General features: G+C 71.1%; 20 protein-coding genes. 9 read left to right on the top strand and 11 right to left on the bottom strand.

Annotation, left to right across the window (positions count from 1 at the left end):
• Positions 1-48: 48 nt before the first annotated feature.
• From KYK13_RS34700 to KYK13_RS34715, 4 genes are all read left to right on the top strand, one after another.
• Positions 49-768: an NIPSNAP family protein gene (locus KYK13_RS34700; RefSeq protein WP_223638686.1), complete on the top strand. Its 720-nt coding sequence runs from the start codon at positions 49-51 to the stop codon at positions 766-768.
• A 25-nt stretch (positions 769-793) separates the two neighbouring features.
• Positions 794-1,282: a hypothetical protein gene (locus tag KYK13_RS34705; RefSeq protein ID WP_223638688.1), complete on the top strand. Its 489-nt coding sequence runs from the start codon at positions 794-796 to the stop codon at positions 1,280-1,282.
• Between the two features lie 85 nt (positions 1,283-1,367).
• Entirely contained in the window at positions 1,368-1,598 is a 231-nt protein-coding gene (locus KYK13_RS34710; protein ID WP_223638689.1) for a hypothetical protein, read from the top strand.
• 120 nt (positions 1,599-1,718) lie between these two features.
• Positions 1,719-2,402, top strand: coding sequence for a RibD family protein (locus tag KYK13_RS34715; RefSeq protein ID WP_223638690.1), 684 nt, complete (start codon positions 1,719-1,721; stop codon positions 2,400-2,402).
• A gap of 31 nt (positions 2,403-2,433) precedes the next feature.
• On the opposite strand, the gene KYK13_RS34720 is transcribed toward KYK13_RS34715, so the two are convergent.
• From KYK13_RS34720 to KYK13_RS34750, 7 genes are all read right to left on the bottom strand, one after another.
• Positions 2,434-3,891 carry a DNA/RNA non-specific endonuclease gene (locus KYK13_RS34720; RefSeq protein ID WP_223638691.1) on the bottom strand — a complete coding sequence of 486 codons (1,458 nt, stop codon included), beginning with the start codon at positions 3,889-3,891 and terminating at the stop codon, positions 2,434-2,436.
• A 148-nt stretch (positions 3,892-4,039) separates the two neighbouring features.
• A complete protein-coding gene (locus KYK13_RS34725) occupies positions 4,040-4,600 on the bottom strand; it encodes a gamma-glutamylcyclotransferase (protein WP_223638692.1) in 561 nt (186 codons plus the stop codon).
• Positions 4,601-5,051: 451 nt separating this feature from the next.
• Entirely contained in the window at positions 5,052-6,149 is a 1,098-nt protein-coding gene (locus KYK13_RS34730; protein WP_223638693.1) for an NAD(P)/FAD-dependent oxidoreductase, read from the bottom strand.
• A gap of 13 nt (positions 6,150-6,162) precedes the next feature.
• Positions 6,163-7,872 carry a fatty acyl-AMP ligase gene (locus KYK13_RS34735; protein WP_223646910.1) on the bottom strand — a complete coding sequence of 570 codons (1,710 nt, stop codon included), beginning with the start codon at positions 7,870-7,872 and terminating at the stop codon, positions 6,163-6,165.
• Positions 7,873-7,916: 44 nt separating this feature from the next.
• Positions 7,917-8,192: an acyl carrier protein gene (locus KYK13_RS34740; protein WP_223638694.1), complete on the bottom strand. Its 276-nt coding sequence runs from the start codon at positions 8,190-8,192 to the stop codon at positions 7,917-7,919.
• Positions 8,185-8,760, bottom strand: coding sequence for an isoprenylcysteine carboxyl methyltransferase family protein (locus KYK13_RS34745; RefSeq protein WP_223638695.1), 576 nt, complete (start codon positions 8,758-8,760; stop codon positions 8,185-8,187). The genes KYK13_RS34740 and KYK13_RS34745 overlap by 8 nt, the downstream gene beginning before the upstream one ends.
• The gene (locus KYK13_RS34750) at positions 8,754-9,851 is read right to left on the bottom strand and encodes a type III polyketide synthase (RefSeq protein WP_223638697.1); all 1,098 of its coding nucleotides are present in this window, start codon (positions 9,849-9,851) and stop codon (positions 8,754-8,756) included. The genes KYK13_RS34745 and KYK13_RS34750 overlap by 7 nt, the downstream gene beginning before the upstream one ends.
• Before the next feature lie 552 nt (positions 9,852-10,403).
• On the opposite strand from KYK13_RS34750, the gene KYK13_RS34755 reads away from it, so the two are divergent.
• Positions 10,404-11,669: a carboxypeptidase-like regulatory domain-containing protein gene (locus KYK13_RS34755; protein ID WP_223638699.1), complete on the top strand. Its 1,266-nt coding sequence runs from the start codon at positions 10,404-10,406 to the stop codon at positions 11,667-11,669.
• A gap of 3 nt (positions 11,670-11,672) precedes the next feature.
• Here the strand turns inward: KYK13_RS34755 and KYK13_RS34760 are convergent, their stop codons facing one another.
• A complete protein-coding gene (locus KYK13_RS34760; protein WP_223638701.1) occupies positions 11,673-12,467 on the bottom strand; it encodes an SDR family NAD(P)-dependent oxidoreductase in 795 nt (264 codons plus the stop codon).
• A 110-nt stretch (positions 12,468-12,577) separates the two neighbouring features.
• On the opposite strand from KYK13_RS34760, the gene KYK13_RS34765 reads away from it, so the two are divergent.
• From KYK13_RS34765 to KYK13_RS34775, 3 genes are all read left to right on the top strand, one after another.
• The gene (locus KYK13_RS34765; protein ID WP_223638703.1) at positions 12,578-13,516 is read left to right on the top strand and encodes a LysR family transcriptional regulator; all 939 of its coding nucleotides are present in this window, start codon (positions 12,578-12,580) and stop codon (positions 13,514-13,516) included.
• A gap of 114 nt (positions 13,517-13,630) precedes the next feature.
• The gene (locus tag KYK13_RS34770; RefSeq protein WP_223638705.1) at positions 13,631-14,851 is read left to right on the top strand and encodes an FAD-dependent monooxygenase; all 1,221 of its coding nucleotides are present in this window, start codon (positions 13,631-13,633) and stop codon (positions 14,849-14,851) included.
• Between the two features lie 238 nt (positions 14,852-15,089).
• Positions 15,090-15,362, top strand: coding sequence for a hypothetical protein (locus tag KYK13_RS34775; protein WP_223638707.1), 273 nt, complete (start codon positions 15,090-15,092; stop codon positions 15,360-15,362).
• A 65-nt stretch (positions 15,363-15,427) separates the two neighbouring features.
• Here the strand turns inward: KYK13_RS34775 and KYK13_RS34780 are convergent, their stop codons facing one another.
• From KYK13_RS34780 to KYK13_RS34790, 3 genes are read right to left on the bottom strand one after another with little or no spacing between them, the layout of a single operon-like run.
• A complete protein-coding gene (locus KYK13_RS34780; RefSeq protein WP_223638709.1) occupies positions 15,428-15,955 on the bottom strand; it encodes a hypothetical protein in 528 nt (175 codons plus the stop codon).
• Between the two features lie 48 nt (positions 15,956-16,003).
• Entirely contained in the window at positions 16,004-16,993 is a 990-nt protein-coding gene (locus KYK13_RS34785; protein ID WP_223638710.1) for a HEAT repeat domain-containing protein, read from the bottom strand.
• A gap of 11 nt (positions 16,994-17,004) precedes the next feature.
• Positions 17,005-18,036, bottom strand: a complete 1,032-nt coding sequence (locus tag KYK13_RS34790) for a hypothetical protein (protein ID WP_223638712.1) — start codon at positions 18,034-18,036, stop codon at positions 17,005-17,007.
• Positions 18,037-18,658: 622 nt separating this feature from the next.
• Here KYK13_RS34790 and KYK13_RS34795 point away from each other — a divergent pair.
• Positions 18,659-21,718, top strand: a complete 3,060-nt coding sequence (locus tag KYK13_RS34795) for a serine/threonine-protein kinase (RefSeq protein WP_223638715.1) — start codon at positions 18,659-18,661, stop codon at positions 21,716-21,718.
• The last annotated feature ends 9 nt before the right edge of the window (positions 21,719-21,727 follow it).

Below are 21,727 nucleotides of genomic sequence, written 5' to 3' on the forward strand. Positions count from 1 at the left end.
CCAGTTCCCTGGCAAGGATGGCTCCGCACCCGCACCCCGGAAGCCCCCATGCCGTCCCTGTCCCCCTGCTGCTCGGTCCTCGAGCTGCGCCAGTACACGCTGCGTCCCGGTCAGCGGGACGTCCTCATCTCGCTCTTCGAACGGGCCTTCATCGAGTCGCAGGAGGCCACCGGGATGCACCTCATCGGTCAGTTCCGCGACGAGGACCGTCCGGACCGGTTCGTGTGGATGCGAGGCTTCCGTGACATGGACTCGCGGCGAGAAGCCCTGAGCACGTTCTACGGCGGGCCCGTGTGGAAGGAGCACCGGAACGCGGCGAACGCGACCATGCTGGACTCCGACAACGTCCTGCTCTTGCGGCCAATCACAGGCATTGCCCATCCCAGCGCGCCCCGGCCGGCCCCCGGAACGGACGCCCGTCCTCCGGCACGGGTAGAGCTGACGCTCTGCCATCTGAAGGCCCCGGCCGATGAAGCCCTCGCGGCCCGATTCGAACACCACGTGCGCCCGGTGCTCACGGAGCTGGGCGCTCCGCCGAAAGCCCTCTTCCAGACCGAGCCCGCGGAGAACACCTTCCCGGCCCTGCCCGTGCGCACGGGCGAACACGTCTTCGCGTGGCTCACCGTGTTCCCGGATGCGGAACATCACCGGGGGCACCTCCGACGCCGAGCCGCTGCACCGGCCTGGGCGGAGCCGTTGCAGGCGTGGCTGAGCGCGCCGCTCGAACACCTGACGTTGTCCCCCACCGCGCGCTCCGAGCTGCGCTGACCCCTTCTCCAAGAGGACCCCATCCATGAAGCCCCTTCCCCCACTGCCCACGGGCGACGTGCACGACTTCGACTTCCTCATGGGTGAGTGGACGTGCGTGAACCGGAAACTCCGGCAGCGGCTCGCGGGCAGCGACGACTGGGACGTGTTCACGTCCAGGATGCGCTGCCAGCCCCACCTGGGCGGCCTGTCCAACGTCGAGGAGACCGTCTTCGAGCGGGGCTTCTCCGGCATGGCGCTGCGCCTGTTCGACGCGAAGGAGCGCCGCTGGTCCATCTACTGGGTCGACAGCCGCCACGCGGTGCTCCAGCCGCCCGTGCGCGGAGGCTTCACCGGCGACCACGGCCGCTTCTACGGCGAGGACACCGAGGGCGGCCGCCCGGTCCAGGTCGCGTTCCAATGGACCCGCCTGGGCCATGACCGGGCGCGGTGGGAGCAGGCCTTCTCGCTCGACGGAGAGACGTGGGAGACCAACTGGGTGATGGAGTTCACCCGCGTGACGGACACCGTCTGAGGACTCCCACCTCCGTCACTGGACCGCTCACCGGCACCTCCGGTTGAATGCGCGCGCAGTCCACCCTGTCCCGGGGGTTCGTTCCATGCGCCGTCTGCTCGCCGCCGTTCCGCTGCTCGCCCTCTTCGGCTGCTCCTACGTGGGCATCGGCGTGACCCCGAGGAGCCGGCTCGGGACACAGCCCGCTGAGCCTGTCGGGCCCGTGAGCATCCGCGTGGGCAAGTCCGACAGCACGCTGGCCGCGCCCGAGACCGAACAGACGGATGCGCCCGCTCCGGCGAAGGAGGCGACCGACGCTCCTGGCGCGACGCAGTAGCGTCTCGCGGGATTGTGAACGGACCGGCGCGGAATCGGTTCGACAGGCCGTGGCGCCTCGGGAAGCATCCGCGCTCCGCCGCCCGCCACCTGAAGGCGGGCCGCGCTCCGGAGCCTCCCGATGAAGCCCCATGTCATCTGCCACATGGTCTCGTCCATCGACGGGCGCATCGTCGTCAAGCATTGGCCCGACCCGGCGTCGATGCGCGGCGAATACGAGCGCACCGCCGCCACCTTCGACGCGGACGCCTGGATGTGCGGCCGCATCACCATGGAGGACTTCGCCGCGGAAGGGGACGTGGCCAAGCCTGCTCCTGCCTCTCCCCTGCCCCGCACGGACTTCGTCGCGCGCAAGGACGCGGAGTCCCACGCCATCGCGCTGGATGCCCACGGCAAGCTGAGCTGGGACTCCGGCGCCATCGACGATGATCACCTCGTCGTCGTGCTCACCGAGTCCGTCCCCGACGCGCACCTCGCCCACCTGCGCGAGCGCGGCGTGTCTTATGTCTTCGGCGGCAAGCAGGACATCGACTTCGCCCGCGTGCTGGAGAAGCTCGGGGACCGCTTCGGCATCAAGACCGTGCTGCTGGAGGGCGGAGGCGGCATCAACGGCTCGTTCCTCGCGGCGGGCCTCATCGACGAGGTGAGCCTCCTCGTGTACCCCGCCGCGGACGGCCTGCCCGGCACGCCGACCCTCTTCGATCGGCCCCAGGGCTCCACCGGGCTGGGCGCCGCGCTGGAGCTCACCCACGTGGAGCGCCGGGACTCCGGCATCGTGTGGCTCCGGTACCGCGTGCGGCGCTGAGCCCGTCCGGGGCGGCCTGGCGGACCGGGCCTCAGGCGGACGGCGGGGAGCGCAGCAGGGTCGCGGACTCGTAGAGGCTCTGCTTCTGGAAGACGCCCGCGGCGGACGTGTCCTTCTCCAGCCTGTCCTGCACGCGCTTGGGCAGCTGCGCGTAGAGGTCCTGGCCCAGCAGCCCTTCAATCTGATCCACCGGGACGCGCGACTGCTGGAGCAGCGGGAGGATGTCCTCCTTCTTGGACGGGCCGTCCTTCATGTTCGGCACCATGTACGCGAACATGGACAGGTTGCCGTTGGGCAGCTCCAGCAGCACCGTCTTGAAGTTGTGCGTGGGGACCGCGATGCGCCGGCCGTCCTTCGAGCCCGTCGTCTGGAGGGACTCGGGCGGCAGCGGCTTGCCCTTGTCGTCGAGGAACAGGTTGCCCGTGACGATGTAGGCCTTGCCGCCGGTCTCCTTCACCATCTCCGACACGCCGCGCTCCAGCGTGCGCCACACCTGCTGGTTGTGGTTGCCGTGCTGGGGCGCGATGTTGCTCATGTAGTGGCTCTCGTTCATCGCCGCCTGCGTGGGCGAGTCCTCGGCCGGCTTCATGTGTCCCCGGTCGAAGCCGGTGCCGTTGTAGTCGGCGTCCACCACGCCGCCCTTCAGCTCCGGATCCCGCACGAAGGTGCTGTTGAGCCGGCTGACGTCCGCGGGGGTCTCCTTCACGTCCGCGGCGGACAGCATGTAGCTCACGAACGTGGGCACGTTCTTGTCCGTGTCCATCAGCGTGCGCGAGTACTCCTTCACCAGGTTCAGCCCGGGCGTCGCGCCGCTTCCCCCCACGCCCTGGAGCGGATCCAGCTCGCCAGCCACCTCCGCCACGCGGCTCTGGAAGGCGGCCATCTGCTGGTCCGGCACCCACTGCGTGTTGGCGGCCGTGCCCGTGCCCTGGGCCTGGTTCGCCTTGGACGCGTTGATGTAGGCCGTCAGCTCGTCCGCGGAGAGCTCTCCGTCGCCGTTGCCGCCCAGGAGGTCCGCGCGCTTCGCCACGGACTGCTGCCAGGGGCTGTCGAAGCTGTCCACCTTGACGGACTGCGCGCCGCCCTGAAGCTTCGCATCGAGCGCCGCGCGCTGCTGCTGGATGGCCGTGGAGGTGAGGAACTGCGCGTCCGTGGGCGCGGAGAGGTACGCCTCCAGCTCCGCCGCGGACACCTGGCCGTTCGCGGCCCGGCTTCCGTCAGCGCCCTCGTCCGCCGCGTGCAGCAGGCGCCCCTGCCAGCTTTCATCCGTCCAGCCGAACTTCTGCTGGAGGTCGGAGATGGCCACTTCCTTGGTGGCGGAGCGCTTCCAGCTTCCCCCCGTGGGCGCCACGACGTTCGTGGCGGGCGCGCTGACGGGAGCATCCGCTCCGGCGGGCACCGCGGTGTTCGCGGGCGCGGCGGTGGGGACAGCGGCATTCGCGAGCGTGGGGCGCGGGGTGGAGACTCGCGTCGGGATTCTCGGCGACATGCGGTGAACGTCCTCGGGGCCGGCGGGGTGTGATGATCGGGGAGAGGCCCCTCCCCTTCATCGTCGAAGTGACGCCGTGCCCGGTTGCGTCGCGCCGCCCATTTTTCTCAACGGTCAGGGCGTTTTTCGGTCCGGTGGGACCCGGCTGTCACTTAATGCCGGATTTCGAGGGGGGCGGAGGGCGGTGTCCGTCGGGCCGGGCGTGCTGGACGGCGTGGACGATGCGGGCTTCGGCCTGGAGTTTTTCGACGACGGCGGCAGGCAGGCGGGCGCGCTCGGCGGCGACGGCGAGGGTGATCAGGAAGGCCTCGCTGACGGGTCCCTGCGTGGAGGTGTTGCGCGCGGCGGGGGTGAAGGCGTGGGCGTCCACCACGGTGCCATTGGCGGTGCGCACCTTCACCGGGCGCTCCTCGGCGGCGAAGGCGAGCGCGGTCTCCAGGCGGGCGAGGACGGGCCAGGACTCGGTGGCGATGGAGCGCAGGCGCCCGGACAGCCGGTGTCCGGGAGCCTCCACCAGGCGTGCGACCCGGCCGCCCCAGTTGGGCACGTGGACGTCATAGACGACGTCCACGTCCAGGGCCTCGGCGAGCTCACCCTCGGGGAAATCGGGCACGGGGGGCAGGCCATGCAGGTGCCGGCTCGCCGCGGCCGGAGCCAGGTCGAGGGAGAATGCGAACCAGGGACGCGAAGCCACGGGGCCAGATGCCATGGGCCGAGTGTCCCCGGCACACGGCGATGGAACAAGGGCCGTGGGTGCAGAACCGCATGGCATCCAGGGCGGCCACCATCCTGCCGACGTCGCAGGCGTAGAAGCCGGCCGAGTCCAGGTTGTTGATCTCCCCGTCGTACAGCCCGTCCTCGTGCATGAAGACGTCCAGTGCGCACGCGCGGTCCAGGCCCCACGTCTCCGCCATGCGCTGCACGAGGGGCTGGACCTCCGGCTCCACCTGGGACGAGGCCACCCCCGGCTGCTGCGGCACGTCCGCGAAGCGGTGCACCGTGGCGTCGGCGTTCAGCAGGTGCGCGCCCAGGTGCTTCCGCCAGACGCGGAAGTCGAACTGATCATCGAGGAAGGCGCCGGGGGTCCAGCTGGACGACCCCGTGCATGCGCGACTCCGTGGACGATGGCCGCCGCGCGGACGTGGTCACGCGGAGGGGGCTCACGTCACCACGGCGGCGAGGATGCGCTCGAAGAGCCAGGGGGCGCGGCCCAGGAGGCGCACCACGGGCCTGCGCAGTCGCGGGCGGCGCGCGAGCATCAGCAGGCCTTGCGTGGTCCACGCGTACTTGCGGAACACCTGCTGGAAGGTGCGCTCGTAGGGCAGCAGCGTGTCGTGGCCCGCGCCCTTCGTCAGGGCATCGGGGAGCAGCGCGCCCAGGGACTCCGCGCAGGCGAAGGCGAGCGTGAGCCCTTCACCTGTCAGCGCGTCCACGTAGCCCGCGGCGTCGCCCACCAGGGCGAAGCGATCCGCGATGCGTGTGCGGGCCACGCGTGCCAGGGGACCGGCGCCTCGCGGATGCGAGTCCGGCTCCGCGCCATTGAGCTTCTCCGCCAGCCGAGGGAAGCGTTCCAACATCGCGTCGAAGCTCACGCGGCCCGACACGGTGCCGTCCTCCCAGAGGAACGCGATGCCCACGCGCTGTGCTCCCGCCGGCGTCACGTAGGCCTCGACGCCGGAGGCGAAGTGCACCTCGACGTAGGGCGTCCAGGGCACTCGCCGGAAGTGCCGGCGCAGCCCGTATCGCCCGGGCGCGTCCCGCTCCACCTCCAGACCTTCGGCCCGGCGCAGCGGGGAGTTCAAGCCGTCCGCCGCGACCAGGAAGCGCGCGGACACGCGGCCCACGGGCGTCTCCAGCGTCACCCCATCCGGCGTGCGCACGTGCGAGACGACATGCGTGTGCTCGCGCAGGTCCACGCCCACCTCGCGCGCTCGGGTCGCCAGCGCATGGGACAGGGCGAGCCTGCGGACGCCGAGCCCACCGGGCGCGGGCAGCTTCCCTTCCGCCGTGCTGCCGTCCTCCTGCACATAGCGGATGCCCACGAAGGGCGAGCTGTCGCTCCGGTCCAGGTGCGTGAGCGCGCCCAGCCGCTCCAGCGCCGCGAGGCCCGAGGGCATCAGACCTTCACCGCACGCCTTGTCCACGGGTGTGGACGCGCGCTCCACCACCACCGTGTCCAGCCCGCGCCGCGCCGCCGTGATGGCCACCGCGAGCCCCGCCGGGCCTCCTCCCACCACGACCACGTCGTGTGGCTTCACGAGTCCTGCCACATCACGAGTCATGCTCCGAGCGCACCATCGCCAGCGCGCTCTTCGCCATCTCCACCGCGAGCCCCACCGCGCCCACCTTCTTCGGCGCGGTCAGCTCTCCAGCCAGATAGCGCTTCAACGCCTCGCTCCGTCGCAGCTTGCCGCTGGACGTGCGCGGCAGCGTCCCCGGCTCCAACAGCTTCACCGTGTGCGGCTGCACGCCCGTGGCATCCACCACCGCCGCGCGGATGTCCGCCTCCACCGAGGCCACGTCCGCGCCTCGCTCCGCGCGCTCGGCCAGGATGAGCAGCGCTTCGTCCTCGCTGCCTTCGGGCGTGAAGCCCAGCGCCACCGCGCAGCCCGTGCGCACGCCGTCCACCTTGAGCAGCGGATCCTCGAAGGACTGCGGCGCGTGGTTCGCCCCACGGATGATGACCAGGTCCTTCGCGCGGCCCGTCAGGTACAGCTCTCCGTCCGCGCTGAAGCCCAGGTCGCCCGTGTCCAGCCACCCCTCCCCCACCAGCGCCCGCGCCGTGGCCTCCGCGTCCTCGAAGTAGCCGCGCATCACCGACGGCCCCCTCGCGAACACGCGGCCCACCTGGCGCTCCGGCAGCTCCGCGCCGTCCTCGCCGCGCACCTGCACCTCGAAGCCCGCCACCGGCGCGCCCACGCTCACCAGCGTCCGCTTCCCGTCGCGCGCCTGCCCCTCACGCGCCAGCGCATCCGGATCCACGCCCAGCTCGCGCGGGCCACGGCCGCCAGGAGGGAACGTCACCGCCAGCGACGCCTCCGACAGGCCGTACACCGGCCGCAGCGCCCTCGCGGAGAAGCCCCACTTCTCGAAGCGCTCCGCGAAGCGGCGCAGCGTCTCCGCGGACACCGGCTCCGCGCCGTTGAGCGCGTGCAGCCACCCGGACAAGTCCACGCCCTGGAGGTCCGCGTCCTTCACCCGCTTCAGGCACAACCCATACGCGAAGTTCGGCGCGGGAGACACGAAGCCCCGGTGCCGCGACAGCGCGCGCAGCCACAGCGCGGGCTTCACCAGGAACGTCTCCGGCGCAATCAGCACCAGGCTGCCCGGGTAGTACAGCGCCGCGAGCACACAGCCGATGAGCCCCATGTCGTGGTACAGCGGCAGCCAGCTCACACCCACCGGCGTCACGCCTGGGGTCACCGGCATCGCCGCCTCCAGCGCCGCCACCTGCGCCACCAGCGCCCCGTGCGTCAGCGCCACCGGCTTCGGCTCCACCGTGGAGCCCGAGGAGAACTGGATGAGCCCCAGCGCGTCGGGCCCCACCTCCACCTCCAGGTCCTCGTCGCCGTGCATCACCGCGTCCACGGTGTGGCAGCCCAACCTGGGCCGCGCCAACGCCATGCTCGGGCCCAGCAGCAGCCGCACGCGCGTGTCCGTCAGCACCACCGCCGCGCCCGTCAGCTGGAGCATCCGCCCCGTCGAGCGGTGGTATTCGTCCAACCGCCCCAGCCGCACCGGCGGATACAGCGGCACCGGCACCGCGCCCGCCAGGAGCGCGCCGAAGTACGCGTCCATGAACGCGGGCGACGTGGGTAACAGCAGCGCCACCCGGTCCCCCGGACGCACGCCCAGCCGCGCCAGCCCTCCCGCCGCGCGCTTCGCCCGGCGGTAGACCTGGGACCACGGCAGGGACGTCTCGTGCTCGGAGGCGTCCACGAACACCAGCCCCAGCGACGTGTGCGACGTCGCCTTCAACATCGCGTTCACCGTGGCGTGCTTCAGCGCCGGCAGCGGCGGCCCCTTCACGGGTGCGCCCCCACGTCCGGCTTCGCGGCCCCGACCCGCGCCGCCACCAGCCGCGCCAGGTCCTCCACCGTGCGCACGCCCTGCGCGTCCTCCTCCGACAAGAGCACCCGGAAGCGGTTCTCCAGTCCCACCGCCAGCACCGTCAGCCCCAGGCTGTCCAGGTGCAGGTCGCGCAGGAGGTCATGCGTGGGCACCACCTCGCCCTCGAACTCCAACTCCTCCCGGACGATGCGGCGGATCTCCGCCATCGCCTCCCTCTCGACGTCAGCCACGGCGAACCTCCGGAATGAAGCGGGGGCGGTGGGCGAAGGCCTCGGAGTACATCGCCCCGAGCGCCGCCTCCTCCGCGCGGATGCGCACGCAGAGCAGCGCCGCGTTGCCCACCGTGAAGACCACCGCCGTCACCCACGCCCCGTGGATGAGCGGCACGCACAACAGCTCCAGCACCACCGCCACGTAGTTCGGATGCCGCAGGAACCGGTACGGCCCGCCCGTCACCGGCGCCAGCCCCGGCACCACGATGATGCGCGAGTTCCACCGGTCTCCCAGCGTCCCGATGGCCCAGTACCTCAAGCCCTGCGCCACCACCGCGCCCGCCAGCGCCGCCACGCTCCACGCGCCCCAGAAGGGCCGCTGGAGGCCGAACACCTCCGCGACGCACGCGACGAGGAACAGCGTGTGGAACACGACCATGAACCGGTAGTGCCCCTGCCCGGTCTCCACCCCGCCCCGCGCGAAGGCCCGCGCCGCGTTGCGCTTGGAGAGCACCAGCTCCAGCAGCCGCTCCGCGACGAGCAGCGCCATGAAGCCCGCGAACAGCGTCTGCGTGCCGGTCACCATCGCACCAGCACCATCTCCGCGCAGAAGCCCGGACCCATGGCCATCACCACGCCCCAGTCGCCCGGTTGCGCGTCCGCCTCCTCCAGCGTCTCGCCCAGCACGAAGAGCACGGACGCGCTGGACAGGTTGCCCACCTGCTTGAGCGACCTCCACGAGCGCTCCAGCGCGCCCGCCTCCAATTCCAGCGCGGACTCGAAGCCCTCCAGCACCTTGGGGCCGCCGGTGTGCGCCACCCAGTGCCGCACGTCCTCGCGGGTCAGCCCGTGCTCCTTGAGGAAGCCGTCCACGTTGCCGCGGATGTGCTCCTTCACCAGCTGCGGCACCTTGGCGGACAGCACGACCTTGAAGCCCGTGTCCACCACGTCCCAGCCCATCACCCGTTCGGTGTCCGGATAGAACACCGACCGCGAGCCCACGACGCGCGGGCCCCGCGCGGCTCCGGAGCCCGGGGCCTCCGCGCCCCGCAGCACCACGCACGCCGCGCCGTCCCCGAAGAGGCCGGAGGCGATGATGTTGGGAATGGACAGGTCCTCGCGCTGGAGGGTGAGCGAGCACAGCTCCGTGGCGATGAGCAGCGCCGTCTGCCTCGGGAACGCGCGCAGGTAGTCCGACGCGCGCGCCAGGCCCGCCGCGCCCGCCACGCAGCCCAGGCCGAAGATGGGCGTGCGCTTCACGTCGTCACGCAAGCCCATCCGGTTGACCAGCCGCGCGTCCACGCTGGGCGTGGCGATGCCCGTCACCGTGACGAAGAAGACGTGGTCCACGTCCTTCGGGCCGAGCCCCGCGCGCGACAGCGCCTCCCTCGCCACCTGCTCCGACAGCTCCGTGGCCACGCGGATCCACGCGTCGTTGCGCTGCTGGAACGTGGCGAGCGCCGGGTACGCCTCCAGGGGCAGTGCCAGGTGCCGGCCGCCCACCTGCACGTTGCGGTGCAGGTCCTCCAGCCGCTCCAGGTTGAAGTGCTTCGTGGCCCACAGGCCGCGAAGCGCCGCGATGAGCTCTTCCTGGCTGGCGTAGTGCGGCGGGAGCGCACGCCCCACCGCGCTCAGGGATGGGGATGGCGCGGCGTCGTGACGGGTCGTGCTGGGCATGAAGTCCTGGAGGGTCCCACGCGGGGATTCGAGTCCCCAGGCTTAATCAGCGGCAGGGCGGGATGCGATGGCCTATCGACCGGGCTGCATCCCCCTGAACCCCACCGGAGCCCCACACTGTTGCACACGCGACGCCCCGCGCGGGGCTACCGGCAGCGCCCTGTCACGTTGTCGCAGCGCCCTTCGACGCAGGGGTAGAGCCACCAGGGATGGCCCCCGCCGGCGGTGGGGAAGCCGCGGCGCCGGGCCCAGGGGGACTCCACGTCGAAGCAGAACCCGCCCGACGAGCGGGGCGGGCTCGATGCACAGGTCGCAGGAGCCGGTGTAGACCGGGCCGGGGTCACCCCCCTGGCCCTTGGCGTGGCACCGCACGCCGTCCGGCTGACACTCCTGGGGGATGGAGGCATCCGGGCTGACGGACGTGCATGGCAGGCCGGCCTCACAGACGCCCGGGTTGCAGGGCCGCGGATGCGCCGCGCACGTTCCTGGCGGCTCCCGTCACGACTCGGCTACGGTCGCGCGGCGGCGGCCGGGCCGTGCAGGGGAATCCACATGACTCGCTTTTTCGTGGGCTGGGGCACCGCCGTGCTGTGCGCCGTCCTCGCATCGGGCTGCGCACAAGAGGAGGGGTTCGAGGTCTCGGGCCAGGTGCTGTCGGCGCGGGGGCCCGTCCCCGCCGCCGTGGTGACGCTCGGCGCAGGCATCCTGACGCGGACGGATGAGACGGGCCGCTTCACCCTGAGCAGGGTGAAGCCCGGCGCGCACACGCTCCACCTCCGCTTCGAAGAGGACGGCGCCGCCGTGGAGGACCAACGCGACGTCAATGTCTCCGGGGACGTGCAGCTCGAAACCCTCACGCTGCCGGTGCCCGTGGAGCTCACGGCCCAGGAGGGGGCGCGGACGGTGGAGGATACGAAGGTGGTGCTCCAGTGGAGCCGGGCCTTCGCGCGCGGCTTCCGGGAGTACAAGGTGTACCGCCACACCACGTCCGGCCTGGACGAGTCCACGGGGACGCTCATCCACGTCACCACCGACCGCGAGGACACGCGCTTCGAGAGCCCCGAGGCGCCTGGAATGAAGTACTTCTACCGGGTCTTCGTGATGAACGACCTGGGGCGGCTGGGTGGCAGCAACATCGCGTCCTTCACGCCCCAGGCCTACGTGCCGCCCGCGGCGCTGTCGCTGGGACAGCCGGTGTCCGCGCACGTGTACCGGAGCACGCCCCACGGCTTCTTCCTGGACGCGACCGCGCCCGCCTACCGCGTGGAGCACTCGGGCGACATCGAGCTGCGCGTGATGGACGCGTCCCGGCAGGAGCTCTATGTGGAGCAGCCCCGCGCCATCATGATGAGCGGACACCCGCTGCTGTTCCTGTCCCGGCGCGCGGAGCGGCTGAACTTCCAGGTGGACCTGCTCGACCTCTACGGCCTGACGCGCGCGCCCTACACCCTGAAGGTGAGCGAGCAGAGCCTCGCGGCCCAGGGCACGCTCCTCCCGGGGACCCCACTGTCCACCGAACTCTCCGCGGGCGCCGTGCGGGTGCTCCAGTTCGACGCCGTGGCCGGGACGCACTACCGGTTCACCACGGAGTCCTCCGCGCGAGGAGCGCCCTCGTCGAACGAGGTGCTCACCTTCGCCTCCGTCTTCGGGGCGGACGTGGCCGCGCCCTACGTCTGGGACCAGCAGGTGGGCCTGAAGGACTCGCCGACCTCGACGGAGTTCACCGCGACGCGCACCGAGCGGCTGACCATCACGGTCGTGGCCGCGTACTGGTGGGACCCGACCACCGTCACCGCGACGGTGGACGTCCTCCCGTAACGCTCAGGCGATGGTGTCCACCACGCCGCCATCGACGCGCAGCGCGGCGCCGGTGGTGGCGGAGGCCTGGGGCGACGCGACGTAGACAATCATGTTCGCCACCTCCTCCACGCTGGAGGCGCGGCGGAGGATGGAGCTGGGCCGGTTCGCCCGGATGAAGTCCGCGGCGATGTCCTCATAGGAGCGGCCCGTCTTCTCGTGCTCCTCGCGGACCATCTGGCGGAAGCCGTCGGACACGGTGGGCCCCGGCAGCACCGAGTTGACCGTGACGCCCGTGCCCGCCATGCGCTTGGCCAGGCCGCGCGCGACGGACAGCTGCGCCGTCTTGGTGACGCCGTAGTGGATCATCTCCGTCGGGATGTTCAGCGCGGACTCGGAGGAGACGAACACCACGCGGCCCCAGCCCTGCTTCTGCATCCCCGGCAGGTACGCGCGCGACAGCCGCACGCCGGACAGGACGTTCGCCTCGAAGAAGCGGCTCCAGTCCTCGTCGGGCACGTCGAAGAAGTCCTTCGGCTGGAAGATGCCCAGGTTGTTGATGAGGATGTCGCAGTGGGGGTGCGCCGCGACGAGCGCCTTGCAGGCCTCCGCCGTGCCCAGGTCGCCGGCGAAGCCCTTCACCGTCGCGCCCGGGGCCGCCTCACGCACCGCCGCGATGGCGCGGTCCACCGCCTGCTGCGTGCGGCCGTTGACGATGACCGCGGCGCCCGCCGCCGCCAGCCCCTTCGCCGCGGCCAGACCGATGCCGGCCGTGGAGCCGGTGACGAGGGCAATCCTTCCAGTGAGTTCGATGCGCATGGGGTGTCCCGGGGAAATGAGGAGAACGGCGCTGGCCCGAGGGTATGCGGTCCGCGAGCCTCCGAAACAATGGCCACGCCGCGCAAACCAGCATTCGATATTTTCGAACAATGGATCGCTTCGACGAGATGGAGCTGTTCCTCGACATCGCCCGGCGCGGCAGCCTGTCCGCCGTCGCGCGAGCCCGGGGCGTGGCGCCCTCCACGGTGACGCTGGGGCTCCAGCGGCTGGAGGCCCGGCTGGGGGTGCGGCTGCTCGCCCGCTCCACGCGCCGGCTGTCGCTGACGCCCGAGGGCGAGGGCTACCGCGCGGACTGCGTGCGCATCCTGGCCGACCTGGCGGAGAGCGAGGCGACCGCGGGCGGGCGCGAGGGCCCCCTCACCGGCCTCCTGCGCGTCACCGCCACCAATGACTTCGGCCGCGCGCGGGTGGCGCCGCTGGTGGACGCGTTCCTCCGGCTCCACCCGGGGGTGCGCGTGGAGCTGGTGCTGAGCGACGGGGTGCTGGACCTCATCGAGGAGGGCATCGACGTGGCGCTGCGCTTCGGGCCGCTGGCGGACTCGCGGCTGACGGCGCGGCGCATCGTCTCCGGCCGGCGCGTGGTGTGCGCGGCGCCCGCGTACTGGGCCCGCCACCCGCCGCCGCGCAGGCCCGCGGACCTCCCGCGCCACAACTGCCTGGTGCTCGCGCGGCCGGGCGCGCCGCAGACGAGCTGGGCGTTCCGCGACGAGGACGGCCGCGTCTTCCACGTGCGCGTGTCCGGGGACCGCACCGCCAACGACGGCGGCGTGCTGAAGGACTGGGCCCTGGCGGGCGCGGGCGTCATCCTCAAGTCCACCTGGGATGTGGAGTCCCTGCTCGCCTCCGGCCACCTGGTGTCCGCGCTGGACCGCTTCATGCTGCCGGACATCGACCTGCACGCGGTCCACACCGCCGGCCGCGAACCGGGCCGCCGGCTCGCGGCCTTCCTCGCGTTCCTGACTGAACACCTGCCCCCGTCCTCCGGGCCCGCCGCTCCGGGCCGGCGGCGCGCGGGCCGGAGCCGCTGAAAGCCTTGCAATCCCTTTCTGTCCTGCCAGCAACGACAGACAGCGCTCCCGACCAGCGTCGCTTTCCCAGACAGGCCGCTAGCATCCGGCCGTTCGTGCGCTTGGGGGGACGTAATGAAGATGGTCTGTGTTGGCGGGGGCCCTGCCGGGCTCTATTTCTCGATCCTGGCGAAGCTGTCCAACCCGAAGCACGACATCACCGTCGTCGAGCGCAACCCTCCGGGCGTGACGTACGGGTGGGGCGTGGTCTTCTGGGATGACCTGCTGGACGACCTCTACCGGAACGACCCGGTGAGCGCGCGGCGCATCGCGGAGGCCGCGGCGCGCTGGGACACCCAGGAGATATACCTGCGCGGCCGGCACGCGACGCACATCGGTGGCTATGGCTTCGCGCTGGGGCGCGACCGGCTGCTGGACATCCTCGTCCGGCGCGCGACGGGGCTGGGGGTGGACGTCCGCTTCGAGCAGGACGGCACGGACCTCTCCGCGCACATGGACGCGGACCTGGTCGTCGCCTGTGACGGCGTCAACAGCCGGCTCCGCCAGCGCCACGCGCAGCACTTCCAGACGCACGTGGAGGAGGGACGCAACAAGTACCTCTGGCTGGGCACCGACAAGGTGTTCGACGCCTTCACCTTCGCCTTCGAGGAGACGCCCGCGGGTTGGATCTGGTTCCACGGCTACCGCTTCAACAACGCGACCAGCACCTGCATCGTGGAGTGCCAGGAGGCGACCTGGAAGAAGCTGGGCTTCGACACGCTGGGACCGGACGCCACCATCCGGAAGCTGGAGGGCATCTTCCACAGCCGGCTCCAGGGCAAATCCCTGCTCAATCAGTCGAAGGGCATGGGCCGTGCGTCCTGGCTCAACTTCAAGCGCGTCACCAACGCGCGCTGGCACCACGACAACGTCGTGCTCATGGGCGACGCCGCGCACACCACGCACTTCTCCATCGGCTCCGGGACGAAGCTGGCCATGCAGGACGCCATCGGGCTGGCGCGGCAGCTGCGGGCCCACCCGGTGAACCTGCCCGCCGCGCTGGAGGCCTACGACAAGGAGCGGCGCGAAGCCCTGATGGGCATCCAGCTGGCCGCGCGCAGCAGCGCCGAGTGGTTCGAGAACGTCCCCGACCACGTGAACCAGGACGCGATGTCCTTCGCCCATTCCCTGCTGAGCCGCCGGGGCAGCCCCGTGTGGAGCTACCTGTTGCTCATGGCCAGCCAGCAGCCGTCGCTGCAGGGCGTGCTGCGCAAGCTCCACGCCTCCAAGCACTGGGTCCGCGAGCAGCGCCGGGGACGGAGCGCGGTGGCCCTCGACGCGCCGCCCCCGGCCTGAGTCGCGGACCCGGAGTCACTGGAAACATTCCTGACGCAATCGAGTCTTTCTTGACCTATCCGCGACTCCTGAAGGCAAGGAGCGCACGCTCTCGAGCCTCGGCCCGTGTCGTTGATGCAAGGGATTGCTGCTGTGCTGGGCCGCACAGTTCTGCATCGCGGCATCCGCTCACACCTCGAACGCTCCTGCTCCAGCGCATGTATCCTCCAGCCGTCCCACCTGAACCCTGGAGGCATCCATGTGGCGTTCCCTGTGTGTCGCGGCGCTCTGTGTTGTCGGTCTCACGGCTTGCGGCGGTAGCACCTCCGCCGACGAACTCCTCGGAGCCCAGGAGCAGGGGCTCGCGTGCGAGTCGGAGACCGGCGCATGCCCGGGCGACACCGTCTGTGCCTATACCTCTGGCAACGAAGGGCTCTGCCGCCCCGCGTGCGTCAACGGCGCGTGTTCCAACGGCAATATCTGCTGCACCCAGCGCAACGGCGCGCCGTACTGCAACAGCTCCTGCTTCTGATTCCCCAACTCCACCGGAGGCGGAGCGCCCTCACGGCGCTCCGCCTCCGGCGGTCACCTCGAGAACTACTCCAGCACGCCAACGGTCTCCGAGCGGTCCACCGCCTCACCCTTGGTGGTGTAGCCGGAGTACCAGCCGGTCAGGTTGCTGCCCGCCTTGTCATACTGCATATGGACGTGGGCACCCGTGGCGTTGCCCGTACCGCCCTCGTTGCCCACCTGGCAGCGGTTGCACGTGCGGTCATATGAATCCGACGTCTTGATGAAGTGCCACAGGCGGAACGTCTTGCCATTGGCGAACGCGTGCTTCGCCTCGTTCTGCGTGCCGCTGCCCGTGCCGTTGCAATAGACGCCCGACGTGCGGATGGTCACGTCCCAGGACAGCGACGCCATCACGCCCGTCTCCACGCCCCAGTAGTTGCAACGGCCGCTGGAGATGTCCACCGCGCCGTGGAACGTGCCGCTGGAGTAGTACGTCGTCGCCGTCACCGTGCCCGGAAAGGGCGACTTCACCGTGTACGAGTACGCGGCCGCGACCGAGGGAACCGCGAGGGCCAGGATGGCCGCGAAGGCCTTCTTCTTCATGTGACGCATCGGGGGTGTTCCTTTCGGGCCGGTGGGTCCAGCCCATGAGGGTGCCGCTCAATGGACCTGTTGCAGCCGCTGCTTCTCTCTCAGGAGCAGGTCCCACTCCTGAACGCCTGATTCCAGTGCGCGGATCCACGCGTCGATCTCCGGCGCCATCGCCGGGTCCACGCTCCGCAACCTGCGCAGCTCCGGCACGGCGCCCGCGAAGCCCAGCTCCGCGATGCCCTGCACCAGCGCCTTGCGCACCCCCGCGTCCCGTTCTCCCTGGTACATGCCCACCAAGGCCTCACGCGCGGGCCCCATCTGCGCCGCCGGAACCCCACCCATCGCGAGCGCCGCCGCACGCCGGACGTCCGCGCTCTCGTGGCCCAGCATCCCGAGCAGCTTCTGCCCCGCCTCCGGCCCCAGCTTGCGCGTGTCCAGCGACTCCAGGATCTTCGCCGTCACCTGGGGGTCGCTGGACGCCATCGCCGCGTTCACCGCCAGGTCCGTGGCCGGGCCGTGGTGGCCCGAATAGACATACTGGTTGTCCTCGATGAGGTTCCGAGCCGCCTCCCTGCGGACCTCCGGCGAGTCGTCCCGCATGAGCCGCTCGTACATGTCCCCCGTCTTCTCCAGCGCGCCCGTGCGGCGCATGGCGCGGACGGTGGCGGCGCGGACGGACGGGTCGCGGTCCTCCAGCGCTCGGCGCGCCACGGCCTGGATGGCGTCCTTCTCCGCCTCGCGCTCGCTGCGCGCCACCAGCGCCGCGGCCAGCTGCTCCACCATCGCCGGGTCCGTCTCCCGGTCGAACGCCGCGTGCAGCTCGCCGGAGGGCAGCGACACGGCGGCCTCGCGCAGCACGGCGTTGAGATAGTCGCGGTAGGCCTTGGAGTTGGATTGCAGTCCCTCGCGGAGCTGATCCATCAGCCCCTGCACCGAACAGCTCTCGCCCCTCAGCGCGGGCTTCGCGGCGGAGGGCGCGGATTGGGCCATGACAGGCGGGGACGCGAGCATCAGCGCCAGGCCCCCGAACGCGCGAAGACCTTGGAGGAAGCGGGGCATGCGGCGGGCTCCTACTGGTGGCGGTCCATGCAGCCGAAGGGGTTCTGGTCCGGCAGCTCGTTCCAGACGCGGATGAAGTCGACGTTGCCCTGGGCGTAGAGCGTCTCGAAGATTGCGTAGAGCGGCTGGAAGCGCGGATCCACCGCCGCCATGTTCGCCATCACCGGCAGGGCCTCCCGGCCCGCGACGCGCGCGGAGAAGCGGAACAGCGCCCAGCGCACGCACACGGACTGCTCACGCGGGAAGGAGTCCGCGAACAGCTTCAGCACGCGCTCCTTGTCGTCGGACATGGCCAGCACCTGCGCCGCCGCGTCCCGGCCGTCCTCGTTGCCCTCGCTCTGGAGGATGCGCGCGAAGCGGTCCGTGGTCTTCGCGTCCAGCACCGGCGAGTTGTGCAGCGGCGCCGTCTGCGCCAGGTGGCGGATCTGCTCGTCCGGCGCGTCCGTGGCGATGGTGAGGAGCCGGTCGAGGTAGGGCGAAGCGTCGCCCAGGTTCTCCGACTCGCGCGCCATCACGCGGCCGAGCGTGCGCGTGGCGGCCCAGCCCGCCTCGGTGGACGCCGGGTCTCGCGCGAAGTCCGCCATCCGGTCCATCGCGTCCGGCGTCAGGTGCTTCTGCGTGTCGAGCGCGGAGAGCAGGCCCGCTCGCCGCTCGATGGGCAGCTTCGGGTCCATCCCCGCCTCCAAGAGGCGCGCGGCGACCTGGGGCTTCTGCACCGCGTCCGACTCCCGCAGGCCCGACAGCAGCACCTTGAACTCCGCGCCCTGCGCGTCCCGGGCCCAGTCCACCACCTGCCCCGCCCTCCCCGCGTCGTCGCCAATGAGCTCCGCGAGCTTCGACTTCAGGTAGTCGCGGACGAGCGCATCCTTCGACGCGAGCAGTGGCGCGGCCCAATCACGGAACGTCTCCAGCGTCACGCCGTCGTTGAAGCGCGCCAGCTCCGGGAAGCACGTCTGCTCCGAGAAGCGGCGCTCCGCGGCCTCCGCCTCCTCCACGCCGGACGCGGCCGCGCCCCCACCTCCACCGCCGCCATGCGCCCCCACGGAGTGTGTGGCTTTGACACGAGCCGCCACAGCGGACGGAGCCGGTGCGCCATCACCGCCACGCCACAGCAACCCCACGGCCGCCACCACGGCCGCCAGGCCCGCACCCCCCAATGCCCAGGGAAACGCCCGGCCTCGCGAAGGACCAGGGGGAGACGTCCGCGGCGGAGTGGAAGGAACCATGGGACCCCCAGTAACCATGAATTCCCTTTTTCAATCAAGAAAAACAGATTGATTGGATTTTTACTAGAGAGCGCCTTATTTCACTCTAGCGGCGGCTCAACATGACGGAGCGCGTTACAATAACAGTCCACTCGATATGGAACGTGAGGGCGGCGTGACACACTTGTGTCACGGCGTTCCAATGGCTCGCTTCGCATGCGCGTGCGGGCGGATGTCACATGGCGTTGCACCGTCTGGCTGTCTGCCCTCCCGCTCCCACAAGGTCAAAACAGACACGCCTGTTTCAGGGGGCGGTGAACTGTTCGCGATTCAGTGTCCGTGTATGATTTCGGCTCGGGGTGGCAGGGCCGGGGGGCTGTAGCCAGCGCATGGATGCATCGGGCGGAGGCGCCCGGGTCGCGCCATGGCTGTGAATGCGTCACGGGAAAAGTGGCTGGACATGATGAAGAACGAAGCAGGTGCCGCGCGGCGCAGTCCCCCCGCGGCAGGCGTGACAGGTGTGCCCTCGGATCTCGCGGACCGGACCCAGGCCGCGGACGTGGAGTCCCTCTTCGCAGAGGCTCCGGCGCCGGTGGAGCCGCCGGCACGCTCGAACACGGGCTCGTCGAACACGGGCTCGTCGAACACGGGCTCCTCGTCCACCTGGGACGGGCCGTCGCGTCCGGGCACGGGCGGCACCGGTGACACCGGCAACAACACCCACCCCTCCATCCAGGGCCACGCGCTGCGCCCGGGCATGCGCCTGCAGCACTACGAGCTCATCCGCGAGCTGGGCTCCGGCGGCATGGGCACGGTGTTCCTCGCACGCGACGTGCGGCTGGGACGCCGGGTGGCCATCAAGTTCCTGCACAGCGAGGACGCCGACATCACCCGGCGCTTCATCCTGGAGGCGCGCGCCACCGCGCGGTGCAGCCACGAGAACATCGTCATCATCTACGAGGTGGGCGAGTTCGCTGGCGGCCCCTTCATGGTGCTGGAGTACCTGCAGGGCAAGCCGCTGACGAAGGTGCTGGGCAACCAGCGCCTGCCGCCCGCGCGCGCGGTGGAGCTGATGGTGCCGGTGGTGAAGGCGCTCGCGTGCGCCCACGAGCAGGGCATCGTCCACCGCGACCTCAAGCCGGAGAACATCGTGGTGACGGACTCGGGCGCCATCAAGGTGCTCGACTTCGGCATCGCCAAGGTGCTCCAGGGCGACGAGCCCGCGGAGGCGCCCGCGGGCGGCCCGCAGGTCCAGCCGCGCCTGCACTCGGTGGAGGGCCTGGGCGAGGACGTGTCCAACCTCACCCGCAAGGGCGCCATCATGGGCACCATGGCCTTCATGTCCCCGGAGCAGTGGGGCATCGGGGTGGCCGTGGACAACCGCACGGACATCTGGGCCGTGGGGTTGATGCTGTTCCGCATGCTCGCCGGCAAGCACCCGTTGGATCCGCTGCGCGGCCCGCAGCTGATGGTCACGGGCATGCTGGACGAGCCCATGCCGCTGCTCAAGAGCATGGCGCCGGACGTGCCGCAGGAGCTGGCGGCCGTCGTGGACCGCTGCCTGCTCAAGCGCAAGGACGAGCGCTATCCGGACGCGGCCTCGCTCCTGCGCGCGCTGGAGCCCTTCCTCCCCGGCCGCATGAGCCGCGAGCTGCGCGTGGACGAGAGCCCCTACGCGGGCCTCAGCTCCTTCCAGGAGGCGGACGCGGACCGCTTCTTCGGGCGCACCCGTGAAATCGCCGCGCTGGTGAACCGCATCAATGACCGGCCGCTGCTGGCCGTGGTGGGCCCCTCCGGCACGGGCAAGTCGTCGTTCGTGCGCGCGGGCCTGGTGCCCGTGCTCAAGCGCTCCGGCACGCCCTGGGAGGCCCTGGTCATCCGGCCCGGACGCAGCCCGCTGTCGGCGCTGGCCAGCATCGTCGCGCCGCTGATGAGCTCGTCCACCACCATCGAGGACGACCTGCAGGAGCAGCAGCGGGTGGTGGAGCGGCTGCGCGCGGAGCCCGGCTACGTGGGCAACGTGCTGCGCAGCCGCGCGCGGCGCGAGAAGCGGCGCATCCTGCTCTTCATCGACCAGTTCGAGGAGCTCTACACGCTGGTGCCGGACGCGCAGGAGCGGCTGGCCTTCACCGCGTGCCTGTCCGGCATCGCGGACGACGCGACCACGCCCATCCGCGTCATCCTCTCCATCCGCTCGGACTTCCTGGACCGCGTGCCGGAGGACGAGCGCTTCATGTCGGAGCTCAGCCAGGGGCTCTACTTCCTCACCGCGCCGTCGCGCGAGGGGCTGAAGGACGCGCTGGTGCAGCCGGCGGAGCGCGCGGGCTACCAGTTCGAGAGCCCCGCCATGGTGTCCAGCATGCTGGAGCACCTGGACGCGACGCAGGGCGCGCTGCCGCTGCTGCAGTTCGCCGCCACCCAGCTGTGGGAGGCGCGCGACGTCACGAACCGCCTGCTCACGGAGAGCGCCTACCAGGCCATGGGCGGCATCGCGGGCGCGCTGGCCAGCCACGCGGACAGCGTGCTGGAGAGCCTGTCCACGCAGGAGCGCACGCTGGTGCGCGCGCTCTTCCTGCGGCTCGTCACCCCGGAGCGCACGCGCGCCATCGTGTCCCTGGACGAGCTGCGCGAGCTGACGAAGGACACCGGGGAGATGCAGCGCCTCATCGACCACCTGGTGCAGGCGCGCCTCCTGGTGGTGCAGACCGGCGGCGGCGCCACGGGCGCCACGGTGGAGATCGTCCACGAGTCGCTCCTGCACAGCTGGCCCACGCTGCGGCGCTGGCTGGACGAGGGCCAGGAGGACTCCGCGTTCCTGGAGCAGCTGCGCAACGCGGCCCGGCAGTGGCAGGGCAAGCACTTCGACCCGCACCTCCTGTGGCGCGGCGAACTGGTGGAGGAGGCCCAGCGCTTCCAGCGGCGCTACCGGGGGGAGCTGCCCCAGGTGCAGCAGGACTTCCTCACGGCGGTGTTCGCGCAGGCGAAGAAGGGCCGCCGGCTGAAGCAGGCGCTGCTCATCGGCAGCACCACGTTCCTGGGGCTCCTGGTGGTGGCGGCGGTGGTGGCGCTCGTCGTCATCCGCAACGCGCAGCAGGAGGCCGAGAAGCAGGCCCAGGCGGCGCAGGCGGCGGAGATCATCGCGCGCGCCGCCGAGTCCAACGCCCGCGGCGCGGAGGCCGAGGCCAAGCAGCGTCTGGCCGAGGTGCAGGCCAAGGAATTGGAGCGCCAGAAGGCGCAGCAGGCGGCGGAGGCGGCCAACGAACAGGTGGCGCTGGCCAACCAGGAGCTGCTCAGCAAGAACGATGAGCTGGTGTCCGCGCTGAAGCGGGCCCAAGAGGCGCAGCTGCGCGCCCGGAGCGCGAAGAAGCGCGCCGAGGAGAGCGCCGCGTCCGCGCGCGACGCCCGCGAGGACGCCCTCCGCGCGGCGGAAGAACTCTCCACGTTGCTCAAGCGGGAGAAGGAGCGCGTCTCCCGCCTGCAATCCCAGCTCGGCAGTCCGGTCATCGAGGTCCTGAAGTGAGAAGCATCT

The organism is Corallococcus sp. EGB, from assembly GCF_019968905.1.
GTDB lineage: Bacteria > Myxococcota > Myxococcia > Myxococcales > Myxococcaceae > Corallococcus.